General features: G+C 64.6%; 22 protein-coding genes. 6 read left to right on the forward strand and 16 right to left on the reverse strand.

The window, feature by feature from the left end; genetic code table 11:
* Window positions 1-41: 41 nt before the first annotated feature.
* Complete coding sequence (locus AC5P7R_RS20220) at window positions 42-866, forward strand: chromate transporter (RefSeq protein ID WP_234026165.1); 825 nt, start codon at window positions 42-44, stop codon at window positions 864-866.
* Here AC5P7R_RS20220 and AC5P7R_RS20225 read toward each other — a convergent pair whose 3' ends face one another.
* The 5 genes from AC5P7R_RS20225 to AC5P7R_RS20245 are packed head-to-tail and all read right to left on the reverse strand — an operon-like array spanning window position 867 to window position 3,866.
* On the reverse strand, window positions 867-1,628 hold the full coding sequence (locus AC5P7R_RS20225; protein WP_080341470.1) for a sulfite exporter TauE/SafE family protein: 762 nt from the start codon (window positions 1,626-1,628) through the stop codon (window positions 867-869). It lies immediately after the preceding gene.
* Window positions 1,629-1,655: 27 nt separating this feature from the next.
* Entirely contained in the window at window positions 1,656-2,093 is a 438-nt protein-coding gene (locus tag AC5P7R_RS20230) for a protein tyrosine phosphatase family protein (RefSeq protein ID WP_049430400.1), read from the reverse strand.
* Window positions 2,090-2,521, reverse strand: a complete 432-nt coding sequence (locus AC5P7R_RS20235) for a YeeE/YedE family protein (RefSeq protein ID WP_046272483.1) — start codon at window positions 2,519-2,521, stop codon at window positions 2,090-2,092. Before AC5P7R_RS20235 ends, AC5P7R_RS20230 begins: the two co-directional genes overlap by 4 nt.
* Window positions 2,518-2,958, reverse strand: a complete 441-nt coding sequence (locus AC5P7R_RS20240; protein ID WP_005413386.1) for a YeeE/YedE family protein — start codon at window positions 2,956-2,958, stop codon at window positions 2,518-2,520. Before AC5P7R_RS20240 ends, AC5P7R_RS20235 begins: the two co-directional genes overlap by 4 nt.
* A complete protein-coding gene (locus AC5P7R_RS20245) occupies window positions 2,955-3,866 on the reverse strand; it encodes an MBL fold metallo-hydrolase (protein ID WP_080101844.1) in 912 nt (303 codons plus the stop codon). Before AC5P7R_RS20245 ends, AC5P7R_RS20240 begins: the two co-directional genes overlap by 4 nt.
* Window positions 3,867-4,073: 207 nt before the next feature.
* Between AC5P7R_RS20245 and AC5P7R_RS20250 the strand changes: the two genes are divergently transcribed.
* Window positions 4,074-4,373: an ArsR/SmtB family transcription factor gene (locus AC5P7R_RS20250; protein ID WP_032967187.1), complete on the forward strand. Its 300-nt coding sequence runs from the start codon at window positions 4,074-4,076 to the stop codon at window positions 4,371-4,373.
* Here AC5P7R_RS20250 and AC5P7R_RS20255 read toward each other — a convergent pair.
* The 4 genes from AC5P7R_RS20255 to AC5P7R_RS20270 all read right to left on the reverse strand — a co-directional run bounded on the left by AC5P7R_RS20255 (window position 4,352) and on the right by AC5P7R_RS20270 (window position 8,150).
* Window positions 4,352-5,062: a DUF2238 domain-containing protein gene (locus AC5P7R_RS20255; RefSeq protein WP_049430396.1), complete on the reverse strand. Its 711-nt coding sequence runs from the start codon at window positions 5,060-5,062 to the stop codon at window positions 4,352-4,354. The genes AC5P7R_RS20250 and AC5P7R_RS20255 overlap by 22 nt on opposite strands.
* Entirely contained in the window at window positions 5,052-5,891 is an 840-nt protein-coding gene (locus AC5P7R_RS20260) for a universal stress protein (protein WP_049430394.1), read from the reverse strand. The genes AC5P7R_RS20255 and AC5P7R_RS20260 overlap by 11 nt, the downstream gene beginning before the upstream one ends.
* 20 nt (window positions 5,892-5,911) lie before the next feature.
* Window positions 5,912-6,682, reverse strand: a complete 771-nt coding sequence (locus AC5P7R_RS20265) for a universal stress protein (protein ID WP_049447182.1) — start codon at window positions 6,680-6,682, stop codon at window positions 5,912-5,914.
* 88 nt (window positions 6,683-6,770) lie between these two features.
* Entirely contained in the window at window positions 6,771-8,150 is a 1,380-nt protein-coding gene (locus tag AC5P7R_RS20270; RefSeq protein WP_080101814.1) for an MgtC/SapB family protein, read from the reverse strand.
* Window positions 8,151-8,201: 51 nt separating this feature from the next.
* Here AC5P7R_RS20270 and AC5P7R_RS20275 point away from each other — a divergent pair, with 51 nt between their 5' ends.
* Together AC5P7R_RS20275 and AC5P7R_RS20280 are read left to right on the forward strand one after the other, a co-directional pair.
* Window positions 8,202-9,029, forward strand: coding sequence for a universal stress protein (locus tag AC5P7R_RS20275; protein ID WP_049430389.1), 828 nt, complete (start codon window positions 8,202-8,204; stop codon window positions 9,027-9,029).
* A gap of 111 nt (window positions 9,030-9,140) precedes the next feature.
* Window positions 9,141-10,541 carry an MBL fold metallo-hydrolase RNA specificity domain-containing protein gene (locus AC5P7R_RS20280; protein ID WP_100443864.1) on the forward strand — a complete coding sequence of 467 codons (1,401 nt, stop codon included), beginning with the start codon at window positions 9,141-9,143 and terminating at the stop codon, window positions 10,539-10,541.
* Window positions 10,542-10,916: 375 nt separating this feature from the next.
* Here AC5P7R_RS20280 and AC5P7R_RS20285 read toward each other — a convergent pair whose 3' ends face one another.
* Genes AC5P7R_RS20285 through AC5P7R_RS20315 form a run of 7 tightly spaced genes read right to left on the reverse strand, consistent with a single transcriptional unit; the run spans window position 10,917 to window position 19,622 of the window.
* Complete coding sequence (locus AC5P7R_RS20285) at window positions 10,917-11,192, reverse strand: hypothetical protein (protein WP_005413380.1); 276 nt, start codon at window positions 11,190-11,192, stop codon at window positions 10,917-10,919.
* The gene (locus tag AC5P7R_RS20290; RefSeq protein ID WP_005413379.1) at window positions 11,189-14,380 is read right to left on the reverse strand and encodes an efflux RND transporter permease subunit; all 3,192 of its coding nucleotides are present in this window, start codon (window positions 14,378-14,380) and stop codon (window positions 11,189-11,191) included. The genes AC5P7R_RS20285 and AC5P7R_RS20290 overlap by 4 nt, the downstream gene beginning before the upstream one ends.
* An 8-nt stretch (window positions 14,381-14,388) precedes the next feature.
* Window positions 14,389-15,339 carry an efflux RND transporter periplasmic adaptor subunit gene (locus AC5P7R_RS20295; protein WP_021201906.1) on the reverse strand — a complete coding sequence of 317 codons (951 nt, stop codon included), beginning with the start codon at window positions 15,337-15,339 and terminating at the stop codon, window positions 14,389-14,391.
* The gene (locus AC5P7R_RS20300; protein ID WP_012480227.1) at window positions 15,336-16,613 is read right to left on the reverse strand and encodes a TolC family protein; all 1,278 of its coding nucleotides are present in this window, start codon (window positions 16,611-16,613) and stop codon (window positions 15,336-15,338) included. Before AC5P7R_RS20300 ends, AC5P7R_RS20295 begins: the two co-directional genes overlap by 4 nt.
* A 55-nt stretch (window positions 16,614-16,668) precedes the next feature.
* Complete coding sequence (locus AC5P7R_RS20305; protein ID WP_012480228.1) at window positions 16,669-17,025, reverse strand: hypothetical protein; 357 nt, start codon at window positions 17,023-17,025, stop codon at window positions 16,669-16,671.
* The gene (locus AC5P7R_RS20310; protein WP_005413376.1) at window positions 17,022-17,639 is read right to left on the reverse strand and encodes a cation efflux transmembrane domain-containing protein; all 618 of its coding nucleotides are present in this window, start codon (window positions 17,637-17,639) and stop codon (window positions 17,022-17,024) included. The genes AC5P7R_RS20305 and AC5P7R_RS20310 overlap by 4 nt, the downstream gene beginning before the upstream one ends.
* Before the next feature lie 24 nt (window positions 17,640-17,663).
* A complete protein-coding gene (locus AC5P7R_RS20315) occupies window positions 17,664-19,622 on the reverse strand; it encodes an FTR1 family protein (RefSeq protein ID WP_049430610.1) in 1,959 nt (652 codons plus the stop codon).
* A gap of 90 nt (window positions 19,623-19,712) precedes the next feature.
* On the opposite strand from AC5P7R_RS20315, the gene AC5P7R_RS20320 reads away from it, so the two are divergent.
* Both AC5P7R_RS20320 and AC5P7R_RS20325 read left to right on the forward strand, forming a co-directional pair.
* The gene (locus AC5P7R_RS20320) at window positions 19,713-20,126 is read left to right on the forward strand and encodes a MerR family transcriptional regulator (protein ID WP_012480230.1); all 414 of its coding nucleotides are present in this window, start codon (window positions 19,713-19,715) and stop codon (window positions 20,124-20,126) included.
* Window positions 20,123-21,394 carry a site-specific integrase gene (locus AC5P7R_RS20325; protein WP_100451120.1) on the forward strand — a complete coding sequence of 424 codons (1,272 nt, stop codon included), beginning with the start codon at window positions 20,123-20,125 and terminating at the stop codon, window positions 21,392-21,394. Before AC5P7R_RS20320 ends, AC5P7R_RS20325 begins: the two co-directional genes overlap by 4 nt.
* Window positions 21,395-21,419: the final 25 nt, after the last annotated feature.

Here is a 21,419-nt window from a genome sequence, read left to right on the forward strand (position 1 = left end):
GCGGAACTGGGAAGTGCAGGCGACAAGCTCTGACCGATCAGGTGCGCAGTTGGGAACTCAAGGGCGAGCTGGATGTGGAGCCAGAAATCGAGGGCGTCTTAGGTGCGGATCCAGGAATCAAGGGCATCTTTGGGGGAGATCTGGAAATCGCGGGCGTCCTTGTGGGGAAATACGGGCGGACAGCTGTGGGATCTGGGGCGTTTCCGTTGTGGCAGTCACCAGTTTCCGGCCAATCAGACGGCGGCTATCCCGTCTCGCGAAGAACCGGCACGGTGGCACTGGTGCTACTGGTGCTGCCACTTGTTCTGCTGCCGGTGTGGGCCGCGGCGAGCGGATCCCCCCTGGCCATGCTGTTGGAGGGGGTCTACCGCGCCGGCGCCCTGGTCTTTGGCGGCGGCCACGTCGTGCTGCCATTGCTGCAGACCGCGGTTGTCCAGAGCGGCACCGTGAGCACGGCAGATCTGCTCGCCGGGTACGGTGCGGCGCAGGCGGTGCCGGGCCCTCTTTTCACATTCGCAGCGTACCTGGGGGCCATGGCCGCGGGTCCGTTGAGTGGCTGGGCGGGAGGTCTTACGCTGTTGGCGGTCATTTTCATGCCTGCCGTTCTCGTGCTCGTAGGAGTGCTGCCCTTCTGGGAGTCGCTAAGCCACCGCAAGGATCTGCAGGCTTCAATTGCAGGCGTCAACGCCGGGGTCGTCGGGATCCTGCTGGCAGCGTTGTACGACCCGGTGTGGACGAGTGCGATCCATGACCGATGGGATGTCACGATGGCGCTGGTTGCGTTCGGGCTACTGGTCGTCGCGCGTGCACCGCCGATCGTGGTGGTGTTGCTGGCTGCCATGGCGGGTTGGGCGATGGCGCGGTAGTCAGGGCATCTGCCAGAGCATATAAGCCGCCGTCATGAAAATGAGTAGCGCGAATGCAACATTCAACACTCCACGGTGCTCTGCCAACGCTGCTGATGCGCGCGCTCCGGCGATTCCGCCCGCACTTCCAGCAACGACGAATGCGGCAGCAAGTGGCCAGTTGACCAGGCCGGATTGAGCATAGTTGATGGCAGTCGTCAGACCGAAAGCGGAGACAGCTACGAGGGAGCTGCCTATTGCGGCCAGCATCGGCATGCCCGTGGCGGCCATCAGCCCAGGGACAACCAGGAAGCCGCCGCCAATACCGAAGAATCCGGAGAGTGCCCCGGAGAACGCCCCTAATCCGAGCAGTGCCGGCATGTTCCCTTTGCTGAGGCGGACGCTTGCATCACCTTCCGCATTGCGTTTGCGCAGCATAAGAATGCCTATCACGACCATCAGCAGGGCAAACATGAACAATAGTCGCTGCCCATCCACGGCCTTACCTAAGCTGGAGCCCAGATAGGCGCCAGCGATGCCTGCCAACGCGAAGACCGACGCGCACGGCCATCTCACGTTTCCCCGGCGGGCATGAACGAAAAGGTTGGAAAGTGCATTGGCAGCAACCGCCAATGCACTGGTACCGATGGCGACGTGTGGACTGTCGATGCCCACCAGGTAAAGCATGAGCGGGACAGCCAGAATAGAGCCGCCTCCGCCGACCAGCCCGAGTACGAAGCCCACCAGAATGCCGGAGAGTCCACCCAGCGCGAGCTGCAACAGGGAAAGGGTTTCCATGTCAGTTGGCCGTTAGGCAGCGGAAGAGGGGGCGCCTCGCAGGCGCGAAGCAAGAGAGGACAGGTCGTAACCAGCCTCACCGGCAATGGACAGCACCTGTTCGGGCGTAGCTCCGCCGTTACGAACCTGGGATAGGGCCCATAGCGACGTCGAGCGGGTGCCGGTCCTGCAGTAAGCGACGATGGGTGCAGGCAGTTGTTCCAGCAGCACGCCAAACTGCTGCACATGTCCATCGGTGATGCCGCCAGGCACGACGGGCAGATAGGCAAAGCCCAGGCCCGCCCTGGAGCAGGCCGCCTGCAGTGCAAGGTGATCGGGCTGGTCCGGCTGCTCGCCGTCGGGTCTATTACAGATGACACTCGAGATGCCCGCCTTTTTCAAGGCAGGTATGTCGGTGGGAACCAGTTGGTCGGTCACATGCAAGCTCGGCGCAAGTGAGTGCAGATTCATGGCGAATTCTCTGTTGAGCGGGGACGGTGGAGGAGCCAGTGGAGGAGCATGCCGACGACCATGGCGGCCGCGAAAACGAGTGCAAAGGGTTGACCCGTTGGCAACAGTGCAATGGCCGGGCCCGGGCATACGCCTGCCAGCCCCCACCCAACGCCAAACACTGCCGCGCCAATGACCAGGTTCCGGTCGATCTGACGCTGATTGGGAATGTGCAGCGCCGCAGCGAGCACAGGAGCATTGCGTGCGCGGACCCATCGATAGGCGATCGCTGACGGAATCAGCGCCCCGGCCATGACAAGTGCCAGTGATGGATCCCACCTGCCTGTGACGTCAAGAAAGGCGAGTACGCGCGTGGGATTGGCCATGTCCGAGACGACCAGGCCCAGGCCAAACAAGGCGCCACACAGAACTGCCGCCAGCCGGATCATGTTCCGCCTCCGATCATCATGCGGACAACCGCCACGGTCGCCATGCCCATGAGCATGAAAACGCCCGTGGCAACCATGGAGCGTGGTGACAGCCTGGCCAGGCCGCAAACGCCGTGACCGCTCGTGCAGCCAGATCCGAGGCGGGTTCCAAAGCCGACCAGCAGCCCGGCCAACACCAACAACGGCGTAGCGGAGATTGAAAGCGACGGCAGCGAAATGGGCTTGACCGCGAGCGCCAGCCCGGACGCCACCAGCAGCCCTGCCAGGAACAGGGCCGACAAGGAGCGGTCGCCAGCGGACGACAGGCCAAGAGTGTTTGCAAGCAAGCCGGAGACGCCGGCAATGCGACCGGTCAGCAGCAGAAATCCACCCGCTGCCGTACCGATCATCAGGCCGCCGATGACGGGCCAGTACCACGCCAAAGAGGGGAGGGTCATAGCAGGTCCACCGGCAGTTTGAGGTAGCGCACCCCGTTGTCATCCGGGTCGGGCAGATGGCCCGCGCGCATGTTGACCTGCACTGAGGGCAGGATCAGGCGCGGCATGGGGAGCGTCGCGTCGCGGCTCTCACGCATCTCCACGAACATGTCCTCCGTCACACCTTGATGCACATGGATATTCGCGGTTCGTTCCGCGCCCATGGTGGTTTCCCATGCGAACCGATCCCGGCCCGTGGCCTTGTAGTCGTGGCAGAGGAACACCCGGGCGTCATCCGGCAGGGCCAGTAGACGTTGGATGGAGCGATAGAGCTGGCGGGCCGAGCCACCGGGGAAGTCGCAGCGGGCCGTGCCGTAGTCCGGCATGAACAGAGTGTCGCCCGGAAAGACCGCATCCCCGATGACGTAGGCCATGCACGCAGGGGTGTGGCCTGGCACGTGCAAGGCAGTTGCCTGGAGATTCCCAACGGTGAACTCCGCGCCATCGGCAAACAGATGGTCGAATTGGCTCCCGTCGCGCTTGAACTCCTTGCCAGCGTTGAAAACCTTGCCGAAGGTGTCCTGCACGCCGGTGATGTGCTCGCCAATGGCAAGCGTTCCGCCGACCCGCCGCTGCAACCACGGTGCAGCGGAAAGGTGATCGGCGTGGGCATGCGTTTCCAGCAGCCACTGAACCTGCAGCCCTTCGTCATGAATGTACTGGACCAGCGCCGCGGCGGAGTCGGTCGAGGTGCGTCCAGAGGGCATATCGAAATCAAGAACGCTGTCGATGATGGCGCACGCCGAAGACCGGGGGTCGCGTACCACGTGGCTGGCCGTAAAGGTGGCGGGGTCGAAGAACGTCTTCACGCAAGGCGAAGGCGTGTGGCCACCTCGCGCTTCACGCACGATGTTTTGAGCTCTCTCCAATGAAGAATCGACGACGACAGGCCTGTTCACGACTCGCTCCCGGTGGTTGTATGATGGATATTAATACATACTTACGTAAACTATGTAAGTGCCGCTTCGTGTCCTTTGTCCGGTTCAGCTGGCGTGCGGATTAACAGGTACGCTCTAGCTCTCCTTTCTGGTGAACCGCTCTTGACCAACCGCCTCACCGCCAACAACCTGGCCGACATGAAGGAACGGGCGCCTGAAGTGGCCGAGTTGCTGCGCTTCATGGCCACGCCGTCGCGTCTGCTGTTGCTTTGTCAGCTGTCCCAAGGGGAGTCGACCGTCGGCGCCCTCGAGGAGGCCACCGGCATCCGACAGCCGGCCCTTTCCCAGCAGCTCGCCGAACTGCGTCAACGGCATCTGGTGACGACCCGGCGAGAGTCACGTTCAGTCTTCTATCGCATCAATGACAGCCGCGTTGAGGCGATGCTGGTTGCCATGCACAGGATCTTCTGCGTGGATCAGTCCGACGACCGGGAGTGAGCAGACGTGGCGTGCCGTACGCTGGCACCCACCGCGCTGATGATCGCTCCAGCCGACGCCAACAGCACATCCTTGTGCGCATCCCACACGTCGCCCTGGATGCCGAGATAAGCCATTCCAAGGTCCTGGTCGACCACCAGAACCGCGCCCCATTCGATCAGTTCATAGGCAGCGGACGTGGCGACGATGAACTGAGTGGCAATCAGGGTCAGCGTCAGCTCGCTGGCCACAGCACGCCTTGCGTAGAGCTCTCTCGCCGCGGGAAAGACCAATACGCCGTAGGCGAGGTGAACGAGTCTGTCGAAATGGTTGCGATCCCAGCCGAACAGGTCGGTGATCCTGTAGCCCGCAAGTTTCTGCGCCCAAGCGTCGTAAGGGACTTCCGAGTACGTAAAATGAGCGCCCACGGCATGCAGGCACAGAAAAAGCAGAAGCGAGACATTGGTTGCGGGCCGGAACGGGCGCTTCCACTGCTGGAAGACAACGTAGGGAATGGCGATGAATACCAGCAGATTCTCCAGCAACCAGTCGCGCCGGTGGTAGGGTTCGACTGCGGCAAGCAGCCAGCACCCTATGTAGATTCCAAGGCAGAACAGCGCGAAGCGCCAGGAGTCCGACTGCGTGCTCCCCAATCTGCCTTTCGCCGCTGCCGAGGCACGATCCTGGCGTTGGGGGTACTCAATGGGCATAAAGGACCGGAATGGTCGCCCCCTGCAATAGCTCCATCGTCATCCCTCCGATGGTCCGCTCGCGCAGGCGGGAGTGTCCGTATCCGCCAACCACGATCAACGTCGCCTTGGTCGCGCGGGCGTGATCGAGCAGGACCTCGCTGGAACGGCGGTGTCTGGCAAGCAGCCGGGTGGCCGATGCGGCGATGCCCCAGCTCCGGAGGTGTTCAATGAGGGAAGCTGTGACAGTGCCAGCAGCACCCTCCATCTCGTCCGAATGGCTGCATATCTCCACCAGAAGGACAGTCTGCACCTGCTGTAGCAATGGGATCGCGCTGTGCAGGGCGCGGCATGCGTTTGGGGTGTCTTTCCAACCCACAATCGCACACGAGTGGTCGCTTGCCCGCCAATGCGGCGGCACCACCACAACGGGCCTTCCCGCGTCAAAAAGCAGCGCATTGAACAGGGCCACGCCCGCTGGGTCGGCCTTGGCGAATCCTGACCAGCCCCCGACAATGGCCAGATCCGCAGAGAAGGCCAGTCGAGCGGCGAGCTCTGCAGGAGATTCAATGCCCGCTTCGTGAACTTCTACGGAAACACCAGGGTGCTCTGCGATTCTGGCCCTGATCCTTGAGGCTCTTTCCGAGGCCTCCCGCCGACATGCGTCCTGGGCAGCCAGGAACGATGCGCGGGGCGTCGGATCAGCAGTCCCGATCGCCGGCGGAGGCAGGTCGACCGTTTCGATGATGCGCACCCGCGCGTCCTGCGACCTGCCGATCTCGACGGCGAAGCGGATGGCCGCGTCATCTGCTGATGAGTCTGACAAAGGCACAAGAATATCCTTCAACATGGCTCTGGCATCCTGGTGCGTCAACGTGACAGGAACAGGGGCGTGAGGGTGCGCTCGAAGAGCTCCCTCGTCGTTCCCCCCAGCAGCCATTCGCGCGCGCGCGAATGGCCATAGGCGCCGCAGACGAGTAGATCCGCCTGGCTATCAAATGCGTGGCCCAGTAGCGCTTCAGCCACGCTCCCCCCATCTGACGACACGGGAGTAAATATCGCTTCTCGCCCCTGCCGCATCAGACTGTTGATGAACGCCTGAGCATGTTCATTGACCCGGTCACTTCCGTCCACGGTGGTAACCACAAGGGCACACGCGAAATCCAATCTCAGGAAATCATGTGCCGCGCGAGCGGATTCGGGGGTTGCACTCCAGCCGATGACGGCCCGCTTGAAGATTCCGTCGAAACGGGTTCTCCCTGGCAATGCCAGGATGGGGCGTCCGGATCGGCTAACCAGTGAAGAGAACTGAGCATGTTGCAGCCTGCGCTCGGCGTGGTCATGTCCGGCGCACGCCATTATCACCTGGTCGAAACCCTGTGCGCGCAGGGCAATCGCGTCCACAGGACGTTCCGCGCGCCCGTCCTCGATCTGGATGTCATGCGGAACGCTCCACTGCGCAACCCGGCGCAAGAGCGTGGCGACTCTGGGCGGGACTTCGGCGCGTGCAACGTCGGGCAAGGGAGATTCCACTGGCTGCACCAGCGTGATGTGCCCGCCACGGGCGCCGACAAGCGCTGCTGCCAGCTGCATGGCAGAAGCATCAGCGGGCGTATCCGTCAAAGGGACAAGAATATCCATCTTGGCTGTTGGACACAGAGGCCGGCGTTGCCCCGCATTCTCCGCCAGTCCTGCACGGAGATATTGACGTGGGTCAAGGTGTTGACGATCACCCGCTACGCCCGGCGGCCACAGCGAACGTTCCGACGATCAGGCTGGTCCCGATCAACAACGGAGCAGAGAAGCGCCATCCGCCCCTTGCCGCGGCGATCAAGCATTTCAGCAATGAGTTGGTCGCGAGTGCGATGGTGATCGCCTGTATCGCGATACCGTTGCTGATCCGCTCCGCACCAACCATCTGGGCGGCAGAGGCGGTGGCGGCATGTACGTCGGCAATGCCGGAGATGCCCAGAGTCCAGGGCAGGCTCTCGTCACCCAGCCAGTCTCGCAGCAGACTTGCTGCCAGAAGCAGAATGACGATCAGCCCAACAAAAACCACGATCGCCAACGGTTTGAATGGCCGCACGATGGCCAGCCCGGACACCGCTGAGGTACTGAGCAAGGACCGCCATCCGAATGCCAATGCTATCCCCATGGCCACGATTGCCGAGCAGACCAGCGGGACCATGCTGTAGGCGAGTAATGCAGGTGCCAGCGTGCCCATTACCAGGCCCAACTGCAGAATCATGGCCACGTTGGAAAGCAAGGCTGCTCCTGCGAATGCAGGCGCCAGCCGGGGCGACGACCGCGCCCCGTCCGCCATTGCCGCGATGGTGGCGGTACTGGAGACAAACCCACCGGCGAAGCCGGTCAAGGCCAAGGCCGACCGGGGCCCCAGATGGCGTAGCGCCAGGTGCGCTCCGACGCTGACTGCCATCAGCGCCACGATGAGTGTGCCGAGCCGACTCGGGTTGATGACTTCCCAAGGGTCGACGGTGCGGTCTGGAAGCAAGGGAAGAATCAGAAAGCCAGCAACCAGCACCGTTGCGACGTCCCGAAGCTCACGGCTGGAAACCTTCGCATTCACCTTCCGTATCAGGGCAGGGCCCCCAACCAGTATCACCAGGATGGCACTGCCGGCGAGGATCGCCGTTGCAGGTGCGCTTACCGCAATGGCGCCTACCAGATACAGGGCAGGCAGCACAATCAGACTGGCCGCGGCTGCCTGGGAGTGTCGTGGGCGAGGGCAGACTGCCAGGCCCAGCAGCACTGCGCCAGCTACCAGCGCCGCGCCTCCCAGCAGCGCTCCCAACCCGCCTGAGATCGCGACCAGCGCAAGCACAACACTGCCCCCAAAGCGCGTGTGGGCCGCCGCCATCCTCCCGCCTGCTCGCTGCCAGGCCAGTCCAACAAGGGCGCCCACGACAGAGGCGGTAATCAGCCCCGCGGCGGTGCCTGCCGGATCCTGGACGATGCTCAGCATTTTTGGTTGCCCACTGGAATCGGTCAATGGCGATTCTGCTCGGGCATTTGTCCAGAACGAATCCCGGGATGACTTGATCCAAGTCAACGATCCAGGGGAACTTTCGTTGACTTCGATCAAGTTCATTCGTCGCGCGGGGCTCAAGCTAACGACTCCTTCACCCCGGGGAGACCGATCATGTACTGCGACATTCTGCTGCCCTTCGTCTTGGGGCGCCTGCACGAGCAGGCGTTGGGTCTGGCCACGGCGCTTTCGCGTGAGCAGGGGAGCCGTCTGGTAGCTCTGGCTGGGGCCAGTGTAGTTGTGCCGGTAGCGACGGGTTGGATGTACTACCCTGCCGTCTACACCGCTCTGCACGAGCCGGCCAAGGAAACGGTCAGGATGCTTGCCACGTCGCTGGAGGAGCGGCTGGCGGGCGCAGGGGTAGATTGGCTCGTGTCCGCGAACGAGAGGGTGTGGGAGGGGCCTGTGGATCAGGTGATGCCTCAGTCACGATGCGTTGACCTGACCATCTTGGGGTTGCATCGCGATGACCCCGGCATTGAGGACACGCTTGTCTCCTCGTTGCTGGTGGAATCGGGCGTGCCGCTGCTGCTCGTGCCACCGGAAGCACGCGATGCGGTGCCGCGTGACGTTGTAATTGCATGGAAAAGCACGAGGGAATCCATTCGCGCGGTCCATGATGCCTTGCCGTTGCTTGTCGCTGCACAGCGTGTACACCTGTTGTCTATCGATGCCGGTCCCGGCGAACCCAGCAGGGAGAAAGACGCGACTCTGCGCCTGGTGACTCATCTACAGCGCCACGGCGTCTCAGCCTCGCCTGTGCACCGCGGCTATGAGGAAGGTGGAGCAGGACCGGCCATACTGAACTTCGTGAAGGAGAGCGGCGCCGATTGCATTGTCGCCGGCGGCTACGGCAGATCCCGTGCCTCGGAATTCCTGTTTGGCGGCGTTACCCGCACACTGATCCGGCACAGTCCGATACCAGTATTTCTCGCCCACTGAGATCGGCGTGAAGCCCGCTGGCCACCCAGTTCTCCCGTACCGGGCATCGGCTGCCGAGCAACGCCGGCTTGGCCTGCCGCACGGCTGATCCAACGCCCTCCCAGGTGATCCATGTACGTGAACAATCCGCCTCACGATGCAACCCGCCTCAGTGTCTCGTTCCTGGGCGGCACGGATACTGTCACCGGCTCACGCTACCTGATAGAGGCCGGTGGCGCCCGCGTCATGGTGGATTGCGGGCTCTTCCAGGGATACAAACCGCTGCGATTGCGGAACTGGCTACCGTTTCCGGTGGATCCCGCATCCATTGATGCGGTGGTGCTCACCCACGCGCACCTGGATCACAGCGGATATCTGCCACGACTGATGAAGCAGGGATTCCATGGATCCGTGTGGTGCACACCGGCCACCCGGGATCTATGCAGGACACTTCTCCCCGACGCCGCGCGCCTGCTGGAGGAGGAGGCGCGCCACGCCAATCAGCGTGGCAGCTCGAAACACCATCCGGCCGAGCCGCTCTACACCGAGGAGGATGCGCAACGGTGCCTGGATCTAATGCGCGTCGTCTACTTTTCCGATCCCTTTGAACCGGTGCCTGGCGTAACGGCTACGTTTCGCAAACAGGGACACATCCTTGGCGCCGCATCGGTATCGCTGATCCATCGGGGCAGGCGCATCACGTTCAGTGGTGATGTCGGTCGTTCGAACGATCCGGTGATGCGCCCTCCCTGGGCGCTGCCGGCATCGGATTGGGTCGTGGTCGAATCGACATACGGCAATCGGCGCCATCCGACGACGTCTTTGACGGACCTGCTTATCGAGCCGATCCGGCGCACCCTCGGGCGGGGTGGAGTGGTGATGATACCGGCGTTCGCGGTGGGGCGCGCCCAGCTCTTGTTGCACGTGATCGCCACCCTGCAGGCGGAAGGGCGGATTCCGCGCGCCCCGATCTACTTGAACAGCCCCATGGCAAAGGACGTCACCTTGCTCTATGGGAAATACAGAAACGAACATCTGCTGGATGACGCCGCACTGGAGCGGTTGCACGCGGCAACCCGGCTCGTCAATAGCATCGAGGAATCCAAGGCTCTCAACCTTCGGCAAGGCCCTATGATCATCGTCGCGGGTAGTGGAATGCTGACCGGGGGACGCATTCTTCATCATCTCATCGCCTTTGGCCCGGATTGTCGCAACATGATCCTTTTGCCAGGCTTCCAGGCAGGGGGAACGCGCGGGGCGGCATTGGTGCGCGGTGACAAGTTACTGCGAATCTATGGTCAGGACGTGCCGATACGTGCCGAGGTGGTACAGGTGGAAGCAGCTTCTGCCCACGCCGACGCCGATGAACTTCTAAGCTGGCTGCGCACGGCACAGACGACTCCGCGGCGGGTTTTCATCACACACGGAGAGCCAGACGCTGCCGACGCTCAGAGGTTAGCCATTGAGCGGCAGCTGCATTGGTCTGCATGCATCCCCGAGTACTTACAGCACATTGATCTCGACCCGGGCTGAGTAAGGTCCGGCATGGCTGCAGACGCCGTAGTTCGTTGGCGCCCGTCGGCATGGGCGGAGAGTGCGAATCTTCTGAAAAACGGGATACTTTCGTGACACACCTTGTTTTCCGCGATTGGGTTGAAGCAGCTCTCGGGCTCGCAGACGCGTTGAGTGCGTACAAGCGAACCCGAGCATCGCTACTTGCTGTTTCGTGTACCGTGCTGCCCATGGGACGCCTCATCGCAGATTCGCTTGGGGCGCAGCTTAGGCTCGCGGTAATAGCTGACGTGCGTGCGGCAAAGCGTGGCCTTTGTGTATGCCGGCGCGTGCGCGTTGCCGGGTCATCAGCTCTATGCGCCTGCCAGCGCAGACGCATAGAGCCAGGGGCTGCGATCACATCTTCTTTAACGGCACCGCGGTGGGCGGCGGCGGTACCGGGCCCGGGTCGTTGAAACACAGCATGATCTGATCGATGCCGAATTGATCGGCCAGGACCTGGGCAATCACAGCATGCACCAGGTCCAGGTCGACCGAGGGCGCAGCGACGGTGATGGTGGCCGCGATCGCACGGCCATGCTCACCGGCGACCAGGCGCAGGTCGTCCACCGCTTTCACGCCCGGGTCGGTAAACATCGCCGCACGGACCTGTTCCAGGTTGAGCTCGTTCATGGGGACTCCAAAGCAGTGCTACCGGCGCGGGGAGCTCGGTCGCGATGCAGCCAACGATAGAGCACCGGCAGCACCAACAAGGTCAATGCGGTGGATGAGACGATGCCGCCGATGACGACAGTGGCCAGCGGCCGCTGCACTTCCGAGCCAGCACCGACATTCAAGGCCATGGGTAGGAAGCCCAGCGAGGCTACCAGGGCGGTCATCAACACCGGTCGCAGGCGTCCAAGGGCGCCGTCGCGCACAGCGTCGTCTAGCGGATCGCCCTGTTCGCGCAGACGGCGGATGAAGGCGATCATGACCAGCCCGTTGAGTACGGCCACGCCCGACAGCGCGATGAAGCCCACGCCGGCAGAGATCGACAACGGAATCCCGCGCAGAGCCAGTGCCAGCACACCGCCGGTCAGCGCCAGCGGCACGCCACTGAACACAATGGCCGCATCCTTGGCCGAGCCGAAGGCCATGAATAGCAGAGCGAAGATCAACGCCAGTGTCACCGGAACGACCACGCCCAGGCGTTGGGTGGCCGAGATCAGCTGCTCGAAGGTGCCGCCGTAATCGATCCAGTAGCCCTCTGGAAGCGCGACATCCTGGCCGATGCGTGTGCGCAACTCGCCGACGAACCCGCCCAGATCGCGCTCGCGCACGTTGGCGGTGATCACCACGCGGCGCTTGCCGTTCTCGCGGTTGATCTGATTGGGCCCGCGCTCTACCTGGATCTTCGCCACTTCCCGCAGCGGCACCGTGCGAGGCCCCCCATTGGCGCCGGCGGCCAGACGGCTGGACTCATCGACACTGGTGCTTGCCGGCAGCGGAATGGGCAGATCTGCCAGCACAGCGGGGTCTTGGCGCTGCGCTTCGGGCAGGCGCACGACCAGGTCGAAGCGGCGGTCGCCCTCGATCAACTGGCCGGCAACACTGCCCCCAATGGCGGTGGCCACCGTTTCCTGCACATCGCCCGGGTTCAGGCCATACCGTGCCAATGCCGCCGGATCTGGCGTGATGGTCAGCAGCGGCAGGCCGGAGACCTGCTCGGCCTTGACGTCTTCGGCGCCGGGGACGCTACGCATGACCCGCTCGACCCGGCTGGCCAGGCGCGTCAACTGGTCAAGGTTGTCGCCGTAGACCTTGACCGCCACGTCCGAACGGACGCCGGAGATCAACTCGTTGGTGCGCATCTGGATGGGCTGGGTGAACTCGTAGTTGCTGCCCGGGATTTCCTTGGCCGCCGCCTCCAGCTCTTCCACCAGCTCGGCCTTGGGCTTGCGCGGGTCGGGCCACTGGTCGCGGGGCTTGAGCATCAGGAAGGTGTCGGCCATCGACGGCGGCATAGGATCGGTGGCCACCTCGGCGGTGCCGATCTTGGAGAAGATGTTGGCCACCTCCGGGAACTGGGCCAGGCGCTTCTCCAGCGTTTCCTGCATGGCCACCGACTGCTCCAAGCTGGTGCCGGGAATACGCATGGGCTGCAAGGTGATGTCGCCCTCATCCAGGCTCGGCACGAACTCCGAACCCAAGCGGGTGGCCAGCACGCCACAGCCCACCACCAGCACGGCCGCGCCGGCCAGCACCACCACGCGCCGACGCAGGGCCCAATCCAGCAGCGGCGTATAACGGGCGCGCGACCAGCGCATCAGGCGGTTGTCGTGCTCAGCCACACGGCCGCGCAGGAAGCTGGCGATCGCTGCCGGCACAAAGGTCAGCGACAACACCATGGCACCGGTCAGGGCCAGCACCACCGTGATCGCCATCGGGTGGAACATTTTTCCTTCCACCCCGGACAGCGCGAAGATCGGCAGGTAGACCGCGGCGATGATGCCCAGGCCAAACAGGCTGGGACGGATCACCTCGGCGGTGGCCGAGGCGGTCAGGTCATAGCGCTCTTCATCATTGAGCTGGCGGCCCAGCGCGTGCTGCGCCTCCCCGAACCGGCGTAGGCAGTTCTCGATGATGATCACCGCACCGTCCACGATCAGGCCGAAGTCCAGCGCGCCCAGGCTCATCAGGTTGCCCGACACGCCGCCACGCACCATGCCGATGATGGTGAACAGCATCGCCAGCGGAATCACCGCCGCAGTGATCAACGAGGCGCGCACATTGCCCAGCAGCAGGAACAGCACCACCACCACCAGCAGCGCGCCCTCGATCAGGTTCTTGGACACCGTGCCGATGGTGCGGTCCACCAGCGCCGTGCGGTCATAGACGGCCTTGGCATGGACGCCGGCAGGCAAGCTGGCGTTGGCAGCGTCCAGCTTGGCCGCGGCCGCCTGGGAGACTTCCCGGCTGTTGGCGCCAAACAGCATGAAGGCGGTACCGACCACGACCTCGTGGCCATTCTGGGTGGCCGCGCCCGTGCGCAGCTCCTTGCCTTCGCCCACGCTAGCGACGTCGCGCACCCGGATGGGCACACCATCGCGGCGATCCAGCACGATGTTGCCGATCGCATCCAGATTCGCCAGCTGGCCAGGCACGCGCACCAGGAACTGCTGTCCATTGCGCTCGATGTAGCCGGCACCGATGTTCTGGTTGTTGCGCATGACCGCGGCGACCACGTCGTTCAACGTAAAGCCCAGCGCCACCAACTGGGCCGGATCCGGGGTGATGTGGATCTGCCGCTCGAAGCCGCCGATGGTGTTGACCTCGGTGACGCCGGGCGTGGTGCGCAGCTGCGGCCGGATCACCCAGTCCTGCAGGGTGCGCAGGTCCGTGGCGGTGTACGGGGTGCCGTCGGGCTTGCGAGCGTTGGGCTCGGCCTCCACGGTGTACATGAAGATCTCGCCCAACCCGGTGGAGATCGGCCCCATTTCCGGGTCCAATCCGTCGGGCAGCTGGGAAGCGATCTGCTGCAGGCGCTCGGCGACCTGCTGGCGGGCAAAGTACAGGTCGGTGCCGTCCTTGAACACCACGGTGACCTGCGAAAGCCCGTAGCGCGACAGCGAGCGGCTGTAGTCCAGCTTGGGCAGACCGGCCATGGCCGTTTCGATGGCAAAGGTGACCCGTTGTTCGGCCTCCAGCGGCGAGTAACCCGGGGCCTGGGTGTTGATCTGGACCTGGACGTTGGTGATGTCGGGTGTGGCGTCAATGGAAAGGTGACGGTAGCTCCACACGCCCAGCGCAACCAGCGCAGCGGTGAGCACTAGCGTCAGCCAGCGATGGCGGATGGACAGCCCAATGAGGCGTTCGAGCATGGCGGGCCTCATTCTTCTTCCACGGTGGACTTTTCGATGTCGGCCTTGATCAGGAAGCTTTGGGCCACCACCACCTGTTCACCGGCCTTGAGGCCTTCCAGCACTTCGGCGCGTTCGGCGTCGCGGCGCCCCAGCTTCACCGGCCGGGTGTGGTAGGTTTCGCCCTGCTGCACGTAGACCACGTCCTGGTCTTCTGCGGTCTGCAGCGCCGTGATCGGCACCACCAACGCTGCCGATTGGCGATCCACGGTGACCCGCGCCTTGACCGCCGACCCCGGCCGCCACAGGCCATCGGTGTTGGCCACCGTGCCGCGCGCAATGGTGCTTTGGCTGGCGGTGGCGGTGCCGGGCAGGACGCGCTCCAAGGTGGTCTGTGCGGTGACGCCATCGCTCAAGCGGGTAACCGTCACCGGCACGCCAGCACCGATGTGCTGGGCGTCGGCGCCGAAGATGTGCAGGTCCACCCACAGCGTGGACAGGTCGGCGACCTCAAACAGCGGCGCGCCCTCAGCGGCGGCCATGCCTACGGCGGCCGTGCGCGCCATGACCACGCCACTGATCGGCGCGGTGACGGTATAGGTGGTCAGGCTCAGGTTGCTCTCTACCGTGGCCAGTGCCTGGCCGGCCCGTACCTGATCACCCACGCCCGCACGCACGGAGCGGACCGGTCCGGGGAAGCGTGCCGTGACCTGCGCGATGCGACCGTCAATCGGGGTCAACAGCCCTTGCACCTCATGCTCGTCAGCAATCTCACCGGGGCCTGCCGGTGCGACCTGGATACCCGCTGCCTGCGCAGCTTTGGCGGCAATCTTGGTTTCCAGCGGCGCTTCCTCGTGCTCGCCGTGCTCTTCGCCCTCAGCGGCGGCGCCGCCTTCGGACGCTTCGTTGGGGGCCGACGCGTTGCAGGCGGCCAGCATCATCAGGGCCATGCCCAGTGCGGTCCAGGAAAAGCGATTCATGGGGTCTCTCCGGTGGAAGCAGCCGCCGGCGGCGCGACAAGCGCCTGGCCGGTCAGGCGTTGAATTTCGATCAGGGCGCGCTGCGCATCGAGCGCCACGTCCAGCTGCTGCTGGGCCATGGCCGTGCGTTCGGACTGCAGCTGTGCCCATTCCAGGTAGCTGATCGCGCCGGCGCGATAGGCGCGCTCGGCGGCCTGCTCAGCCCGGGCCAACTTCGGCAGCACCTCGCCTTGCAGCCGTGCCACCTCGGCCTGCGCCACGGTGTAGCGACCATGGGCTTCGACCAGCGTGGAATACAGCGACAGGCCCTTGGCCTCGCGCTCGATCGTCAGAACCTCCAGCTCGGCTTCGCCGGCGCGGATCTCCGGCTGCGCGCGGCTGCGGCTGCCCAGTGGCATGGACAGGCTGGCCACCAGCGCGGTGTCGTCAGTCTCCTGCAGGCGGCGCACGCCCAGCTGCCACGACAAGTCCGGCGAGGCCGCCGAACGCGCCAGCTGCAGTCGTGCCTGCGCGATCCGGCGGGCATCGGCAAACTGCGCCAACTCGGGAGTGCGCTCCAATTCCTCGGCCAGCGACTGCATGGACGCGATCGCCGGCAGGGTCATGGGATCCGCCGCGGCCACCTCGAAGCTCGGAGCACGTTCGCCCCAGAGGGCAGCAAGGTGCTGCCGGGCGGCAATGCGCTGCTGCTCGGCCCGATCACGGGTCAATTCTGCTCTCGCCAGTGCTGCTTGTGCGGTGAGCATCACCGATTCGGGAGACGCGCCAGCCTGCAGGCGCTGCCGGGCAGCGGCGACGGTCCGCTGGCGCTGGCCGACATCCATGTTCGCCAGGCTGCGTTGCCGGTCGGCACCGACAACGGCCAAATAGCGCTGCGCCGTCTCGGCGAGCAGGTCCAGCCGCCCGGTCTCGCGCTGCACGGCCAGTGCATCAATCCGGCTTTGGGCCAAGGTGCGGCGGGCGTCGAGCTTGCCGCCGCGCTCCAGGACCGAGCTCAGGCTCAAGGTCAACTCCGCGCTGTCCAGGCCACGGGCCGCGCCCGTGCCCAGCGCATTTTCAACCTCCGCCCCCAACGTCCACGGTGGCCGCTGCACGGCCTGGTCGCGCTCGGCAGCGAGCACCGTGGCTCGCGCATCGACCAGGCGCAGCTCGGGGTGGGTTTGGGCCACGCGTGCAAACGCGTCGTCCAAGGTCATCAGCTCTTCTGCTGTCGCCGGCGTTGCCGCCGCGCTCAACAGTAGCCACGCGGCCAGGGCCGCCAATCGCACATGCATGAAGTACTCCAGAATTTTCGATAGCCAACAGGGATCCGGCGCACGCCGGCGCGCATCACCCTGCGATCGGCGGCCGGAACGGCGCGAGCAGGTGCTCATGCCGATATCTGTCCGCATGGGCTGTCGCCGACGGCCAATGCCGGCCGATATGAGCAATGGCCAACACTATTTCTGGAGCCGGCGCGGCCTGGCTACAGCACAGCACCAGCTGCTGTAGCCGGTGCAGCGCGGCGTCTACGCCACGCTCGGAAGCTGGTGATGCCACTGCCGGGTCATGGTCGGCCGCGGCCAGATGGGTTTGAGCATGGAGCTCGCCAACCACTGCCAGCACCGGCTGCGTCACAAGGCCCACGGCCAAGTGCGCCAGCAGCAGCCAGCGCAGGCCACAGCTCAGCCGGCCAAGCGCTGTCATGCAGGCGTTTTGCGCGCGTCGGCACGCGCCCGGCGAGCATCACCCAAGATCTCGAAAGCCTCCTTGATCACATACAGGCCGATCAGGGCGCCGATCACGAAATCCGGGTAGGGGCTGGCCAGCCACCACACCAACAGGCCGGCCAGAATCACCCCAACGTTGGCCACCACATCGGCGCGGGTAAACAGCCAGGTCGCTCGCAGATGCACTTCGCCAGACTTCAAGGGGGCGAGCATACGGAGCACCTTCAGGTTCACGGCCAGCGAGACCAGAGCGGTACCGATCATCCAACCGCTGACCGGCTCGGCGCCGTACATCACCCGGCGGCCGACTTCGACCAGCACGCCTACGCCCAGCACCAGCAGCACGCTGCCACTGACCCACGCGGCGTTGGCCTTGAAGCGCGCCGTGCGCCCGATAGCGACCAGGCCAATGGCATAGGCGGTGGCGTCAGACAGCATGTCCAGCGCGTCAGCCAGCAGCCCGGTGGAATGGGCAATCCAGCCGGCAATGCCGCCGATCACGGCCATCGCTGCATTCAGGACCAAGGCGATCCAGAGGATGCGTCGCTCCTCCTTGTTCTTGGCTTCGTGGTGGCACCCGCAATCACTCATGTCTTGGTCCTCTGCTGTGTTGTTTCATTGCTTGTTTGCGCCTGGCTGTCTACGCACACCGGAACGGGCATTGGCGAGGAACCCCACGATGGCGGCGGTGCCTACCAATACCTGCGCCAGCAGCGACTGCCAGGTGGGATACAGGCCGATCCACTCGATGCGCGGCAACGCGAGCGGTGTTTGAGAGATCCAGCCCGCTTCCTGCAACGCGGCCACGCCTTTACCGATCAGGATGACCGCCATCACCGCGATGAGAATCGAGCTGATCGAAAAGAACCGGCCAATCGGCAGCCGCCTGCTCATGCGCAGCATCCAGTACGCCACCGCAGCCAACACCGCGATTCCCGCCACCAGGCCTGCGAGGATGGCGGTGGACGCCTGATCGCTCCACATCGCGATGTAGAACAAGATCGTCTCAAACACCTCGCGGTACACCGCGACAAAGGCCAGCATGAACAGGAAAACAGCCGAGCGCCGTGTCAGCGCAGTCGTCAGCTTGGCGTGCAGGTACTCCTGCCACCGCCCTGCAAGGCTCTTTTGGTGCATCCAGATGCCTACGCTGAGCAGGACAGCGGCAGCGAACGAGGCCGAGACGCCCTCAGTGACTTCCCGGTTCGCACCGCTGATATCAACAAAGTAAGTGGCCACTGCCCAGGTAGCTGCGCCTGCCAACAACGCGCAGATCCAACCCGCATGCACATACGGCAACACATCAGACCGCTCGGCTTTACGCAAGAACGCCACGATACCAATCACGATCAGCAGCGCTTCCAGTCCTTCGCGTACCAAGATGGTAAAGCTGCCTAGAAACGCGGTGCTGGCGCCTATTCGGGTGTCCTGCAGCGCCACGTCCGCGCGATCAAACAGCTGGGCAATTTGCGCTGCCTGCCCGGCAACGTCAGCCGCGGGCGCATGCTGATCCAGCTGCGCGCGGTAGCCTGCCATGGCCGTCTCGATCTCTCGCAGCAATGACGGATTGCGCGTGGCCAGCGTGGGTTCAAGCGGCTCTACACCATCCAGATAGGACGAGAGCGCAAGCTTTTTGGCTTGAGCCAGGTCCTCATCAGCGTAAGCGCGCTGGCTGGCGGCCAGTCGCTGCCGCGCCACCGCAAAGCGATCGGCTCCTGGTACCGCTTCGTTTACTGCCTGTGGCTGCGAACGCAGGTAGGCGATGATCGCGTTTGCCTGATCGGCGGGCATCGTGGTGGCAAGATCGGCCTCTCGCGTGCGTGTCAGCGCTTCGAGCGAGGGAATGTGCGTATGGGCCTCGGCACTGGTGCGCCATAACGCCTCACCTTGAGCCTTGGCTTGCGAGGAGTACCCCAAGCTGCCCACATAGAATGCCAACGCCCAGCGATCACTTTCTGACAGCCCAGAGAAGCTGACCATGCCGGTACCCGGCACACCCTGGGAAATGACCTCGTACAACGACAGCGGCGTTCGCTGCGCGGCGCGAGTGGCATCGGTGAACGCGATCGGCGGCGGACTTAACGCTTGCGCGGCGGGGCCATCACCGTGACCTGTGGGGCCGTGACAGGCCGCGCACTGCTGGCTGTAGATGGACGCGGCCTGGGAGGTCTTCGGCGCGCTCGCCGGAACAGCGCCGATCGGGTAGCGGGCCAACAGCGTCGTGCCGAGCCCGCGCGCCAACGTTGCCACTTGCGCCGGGTCGGCCTTCTCTGCCACCGCCTGGACCAGGCGGTCGGCCTGGGCCGTCAGCTCCTGCTGGTTCTGGCCACCGGGCAATGCTGCCAGCTGACTGCGCACGGCGCCGGCAAACTCGCTCATTTCGGCGTATTCGTTGGGGGCAATTACGCGACCGGCCTGGACCGCGCCGGGGTAGTCGACCGCGATGTAATCGAGCATCTGCCAGGTTTGGCGCAGGTCTGCTGCGGCAGGCTCCGCCTGAGCAGAAGCGGGCAGAACCCAGCCGATCAGCAAGGCAATCAAGCAGTAGCGAATCAAGGCGATGGGCAGTGGCATGGTCGTCACATGCAGCGCCGCGGCCGGAGTGGCGGCGGATACGGGTTCAGCGTAAAGTCCGTAGCTACTACGGAGTCAAGCGTACTACGAATGAAAATCAGTGAGGCTGCCGACGCCAGCGGATGCCACTTGGAGACGATTCGCTATTACGAGCGGATCGGGTTGCTGCCGCGCCCGGGGCGCACGGGCAACGGCTACCGGGTCTATGGCCCGGCCGACATCGAGCGGCTGCGCTTCATTGCGCGTGGCCGGGACCTGGGCTTCAGCCTGGAGGAGGTCCGCAGCCTGCTGCAGCTGGCCGGCGATGAGGAGCTTTCGTGCGGGGACGTGGACCGGTTGGCCCGCAGCCATCTGGCCGACGTGCGCGCCCGCATGGCCGACCTGCAGCGCATGGCCAGCGAGCTGGAACGGGTGATTGCCAGTTGCCATGGCGGGCAGCGGGCGGAATGCACCATCCTGTCGACGCTGCGCCAGACGACCTCGGTGGAGGCCACGCGCCAGTGACCGAACTGGACCGCTACCTCGATGCGGCCACGCGCCAGAACACGGTGCGCAGCTATGCGTCGGCGCTGCGGCACTTCGAGGTTGAATGGCAAGGCCACCTCCCAGCGACACCTGACAGCGTGGCCCGGTACCTGGCCGCTTATGCGCAGACCTTGGCGACCAGCACCCTCCGCCAACGTCTGGCGGCCATCGCCTCTTGGCACCGCGACCACGGCTTTGTCGACCCGACCCGATCGCCGCTGGTGCGCAAGGTGCTCAAAGGCATCCAGACCCTGCACCCGGGCCAGGTCAAGCAAGCCGCGCCGCTCCAGATTCGGCGGCTGGTCGAGCTCGATGACTGGCTGGCCGCGGCGATCGCTGCGGCACATGCCCGGGGCGATGGGCCGGCGGCGCTGCGCCATCAACGAGACCGAGCGCTGGTGCTGCTCGGGTTCTGGCGGGGATTCCGTGGCGATGAACTGCTGCGTCTGGACGTGGCCCATCTCACGCTGGTGCCGGGACAGGGGATGACCTGCTTCTTGCCACGCAGCAAGGGTGATCGCCAGGCAGCCGGCGTCACCTACAAGGTGCCGGCGCTGTCGCGGTTATGTCCGGTGGAGGCGACCCAGGCGTGGCTGCAGGCGGCCGACCTGCACGAAGGGCCGGTGTTTCGGGCGGTTAACCAATGGGGCCAGGTGAGCGCCGAGGGCCTGCATCCCAACAGCTTGGTGCGCCTGCTACGCGAGTTGCTGACCAGTGCCGGCTTTGCCGATGCGGGGCTCCACAGCAGCCATTCGTTGCGCCGCGGCTTTGCCAGCTGGGCCAACGACCAAGGCTGGGACATGAAGGCCTTGATGGAGTACGTGGGCTGGCGCGATGTGCAGTCGGCCATGCGTTACCTGGACGGGCGTGACCCGTTTGCCCGGGACCGCATTGAAGCAAGCCTGCCCAGTCCAACCGTGCCGGTACCGGCGATGGCACTGCCGGCGCCGGAGGGCAAATCGGCCCTGCAGCTGCGCCTGCGCATGGTGCTGACCCCGTTTGCCCGCACGGGCCGCGGCGCGGCCAAGGCCCGAGGCCGAATTGAAGAGATCTGCTTGGCCCCGTTCCAGGCTGTGCGCCTGAACACCGCCAGCAGCGAGTACCAGTTGACTGCTCCCACCGATCCCGAAAGGGATCTGGATGAAATCCTGGCCACGTTGCTCGATGACATGCACCGCATGGCCGATACGCACCAGTGCTTCCTGGAAGCGTCGCTCAGTACAGACGACGGCCGGCACTGGGACTGATCCCCCTCACACCCTCCGGATCCAA

It is taken from the genome of Stenotrophomonas sp. YJH_SMC_27 (genome assembly GCF_059369815.1).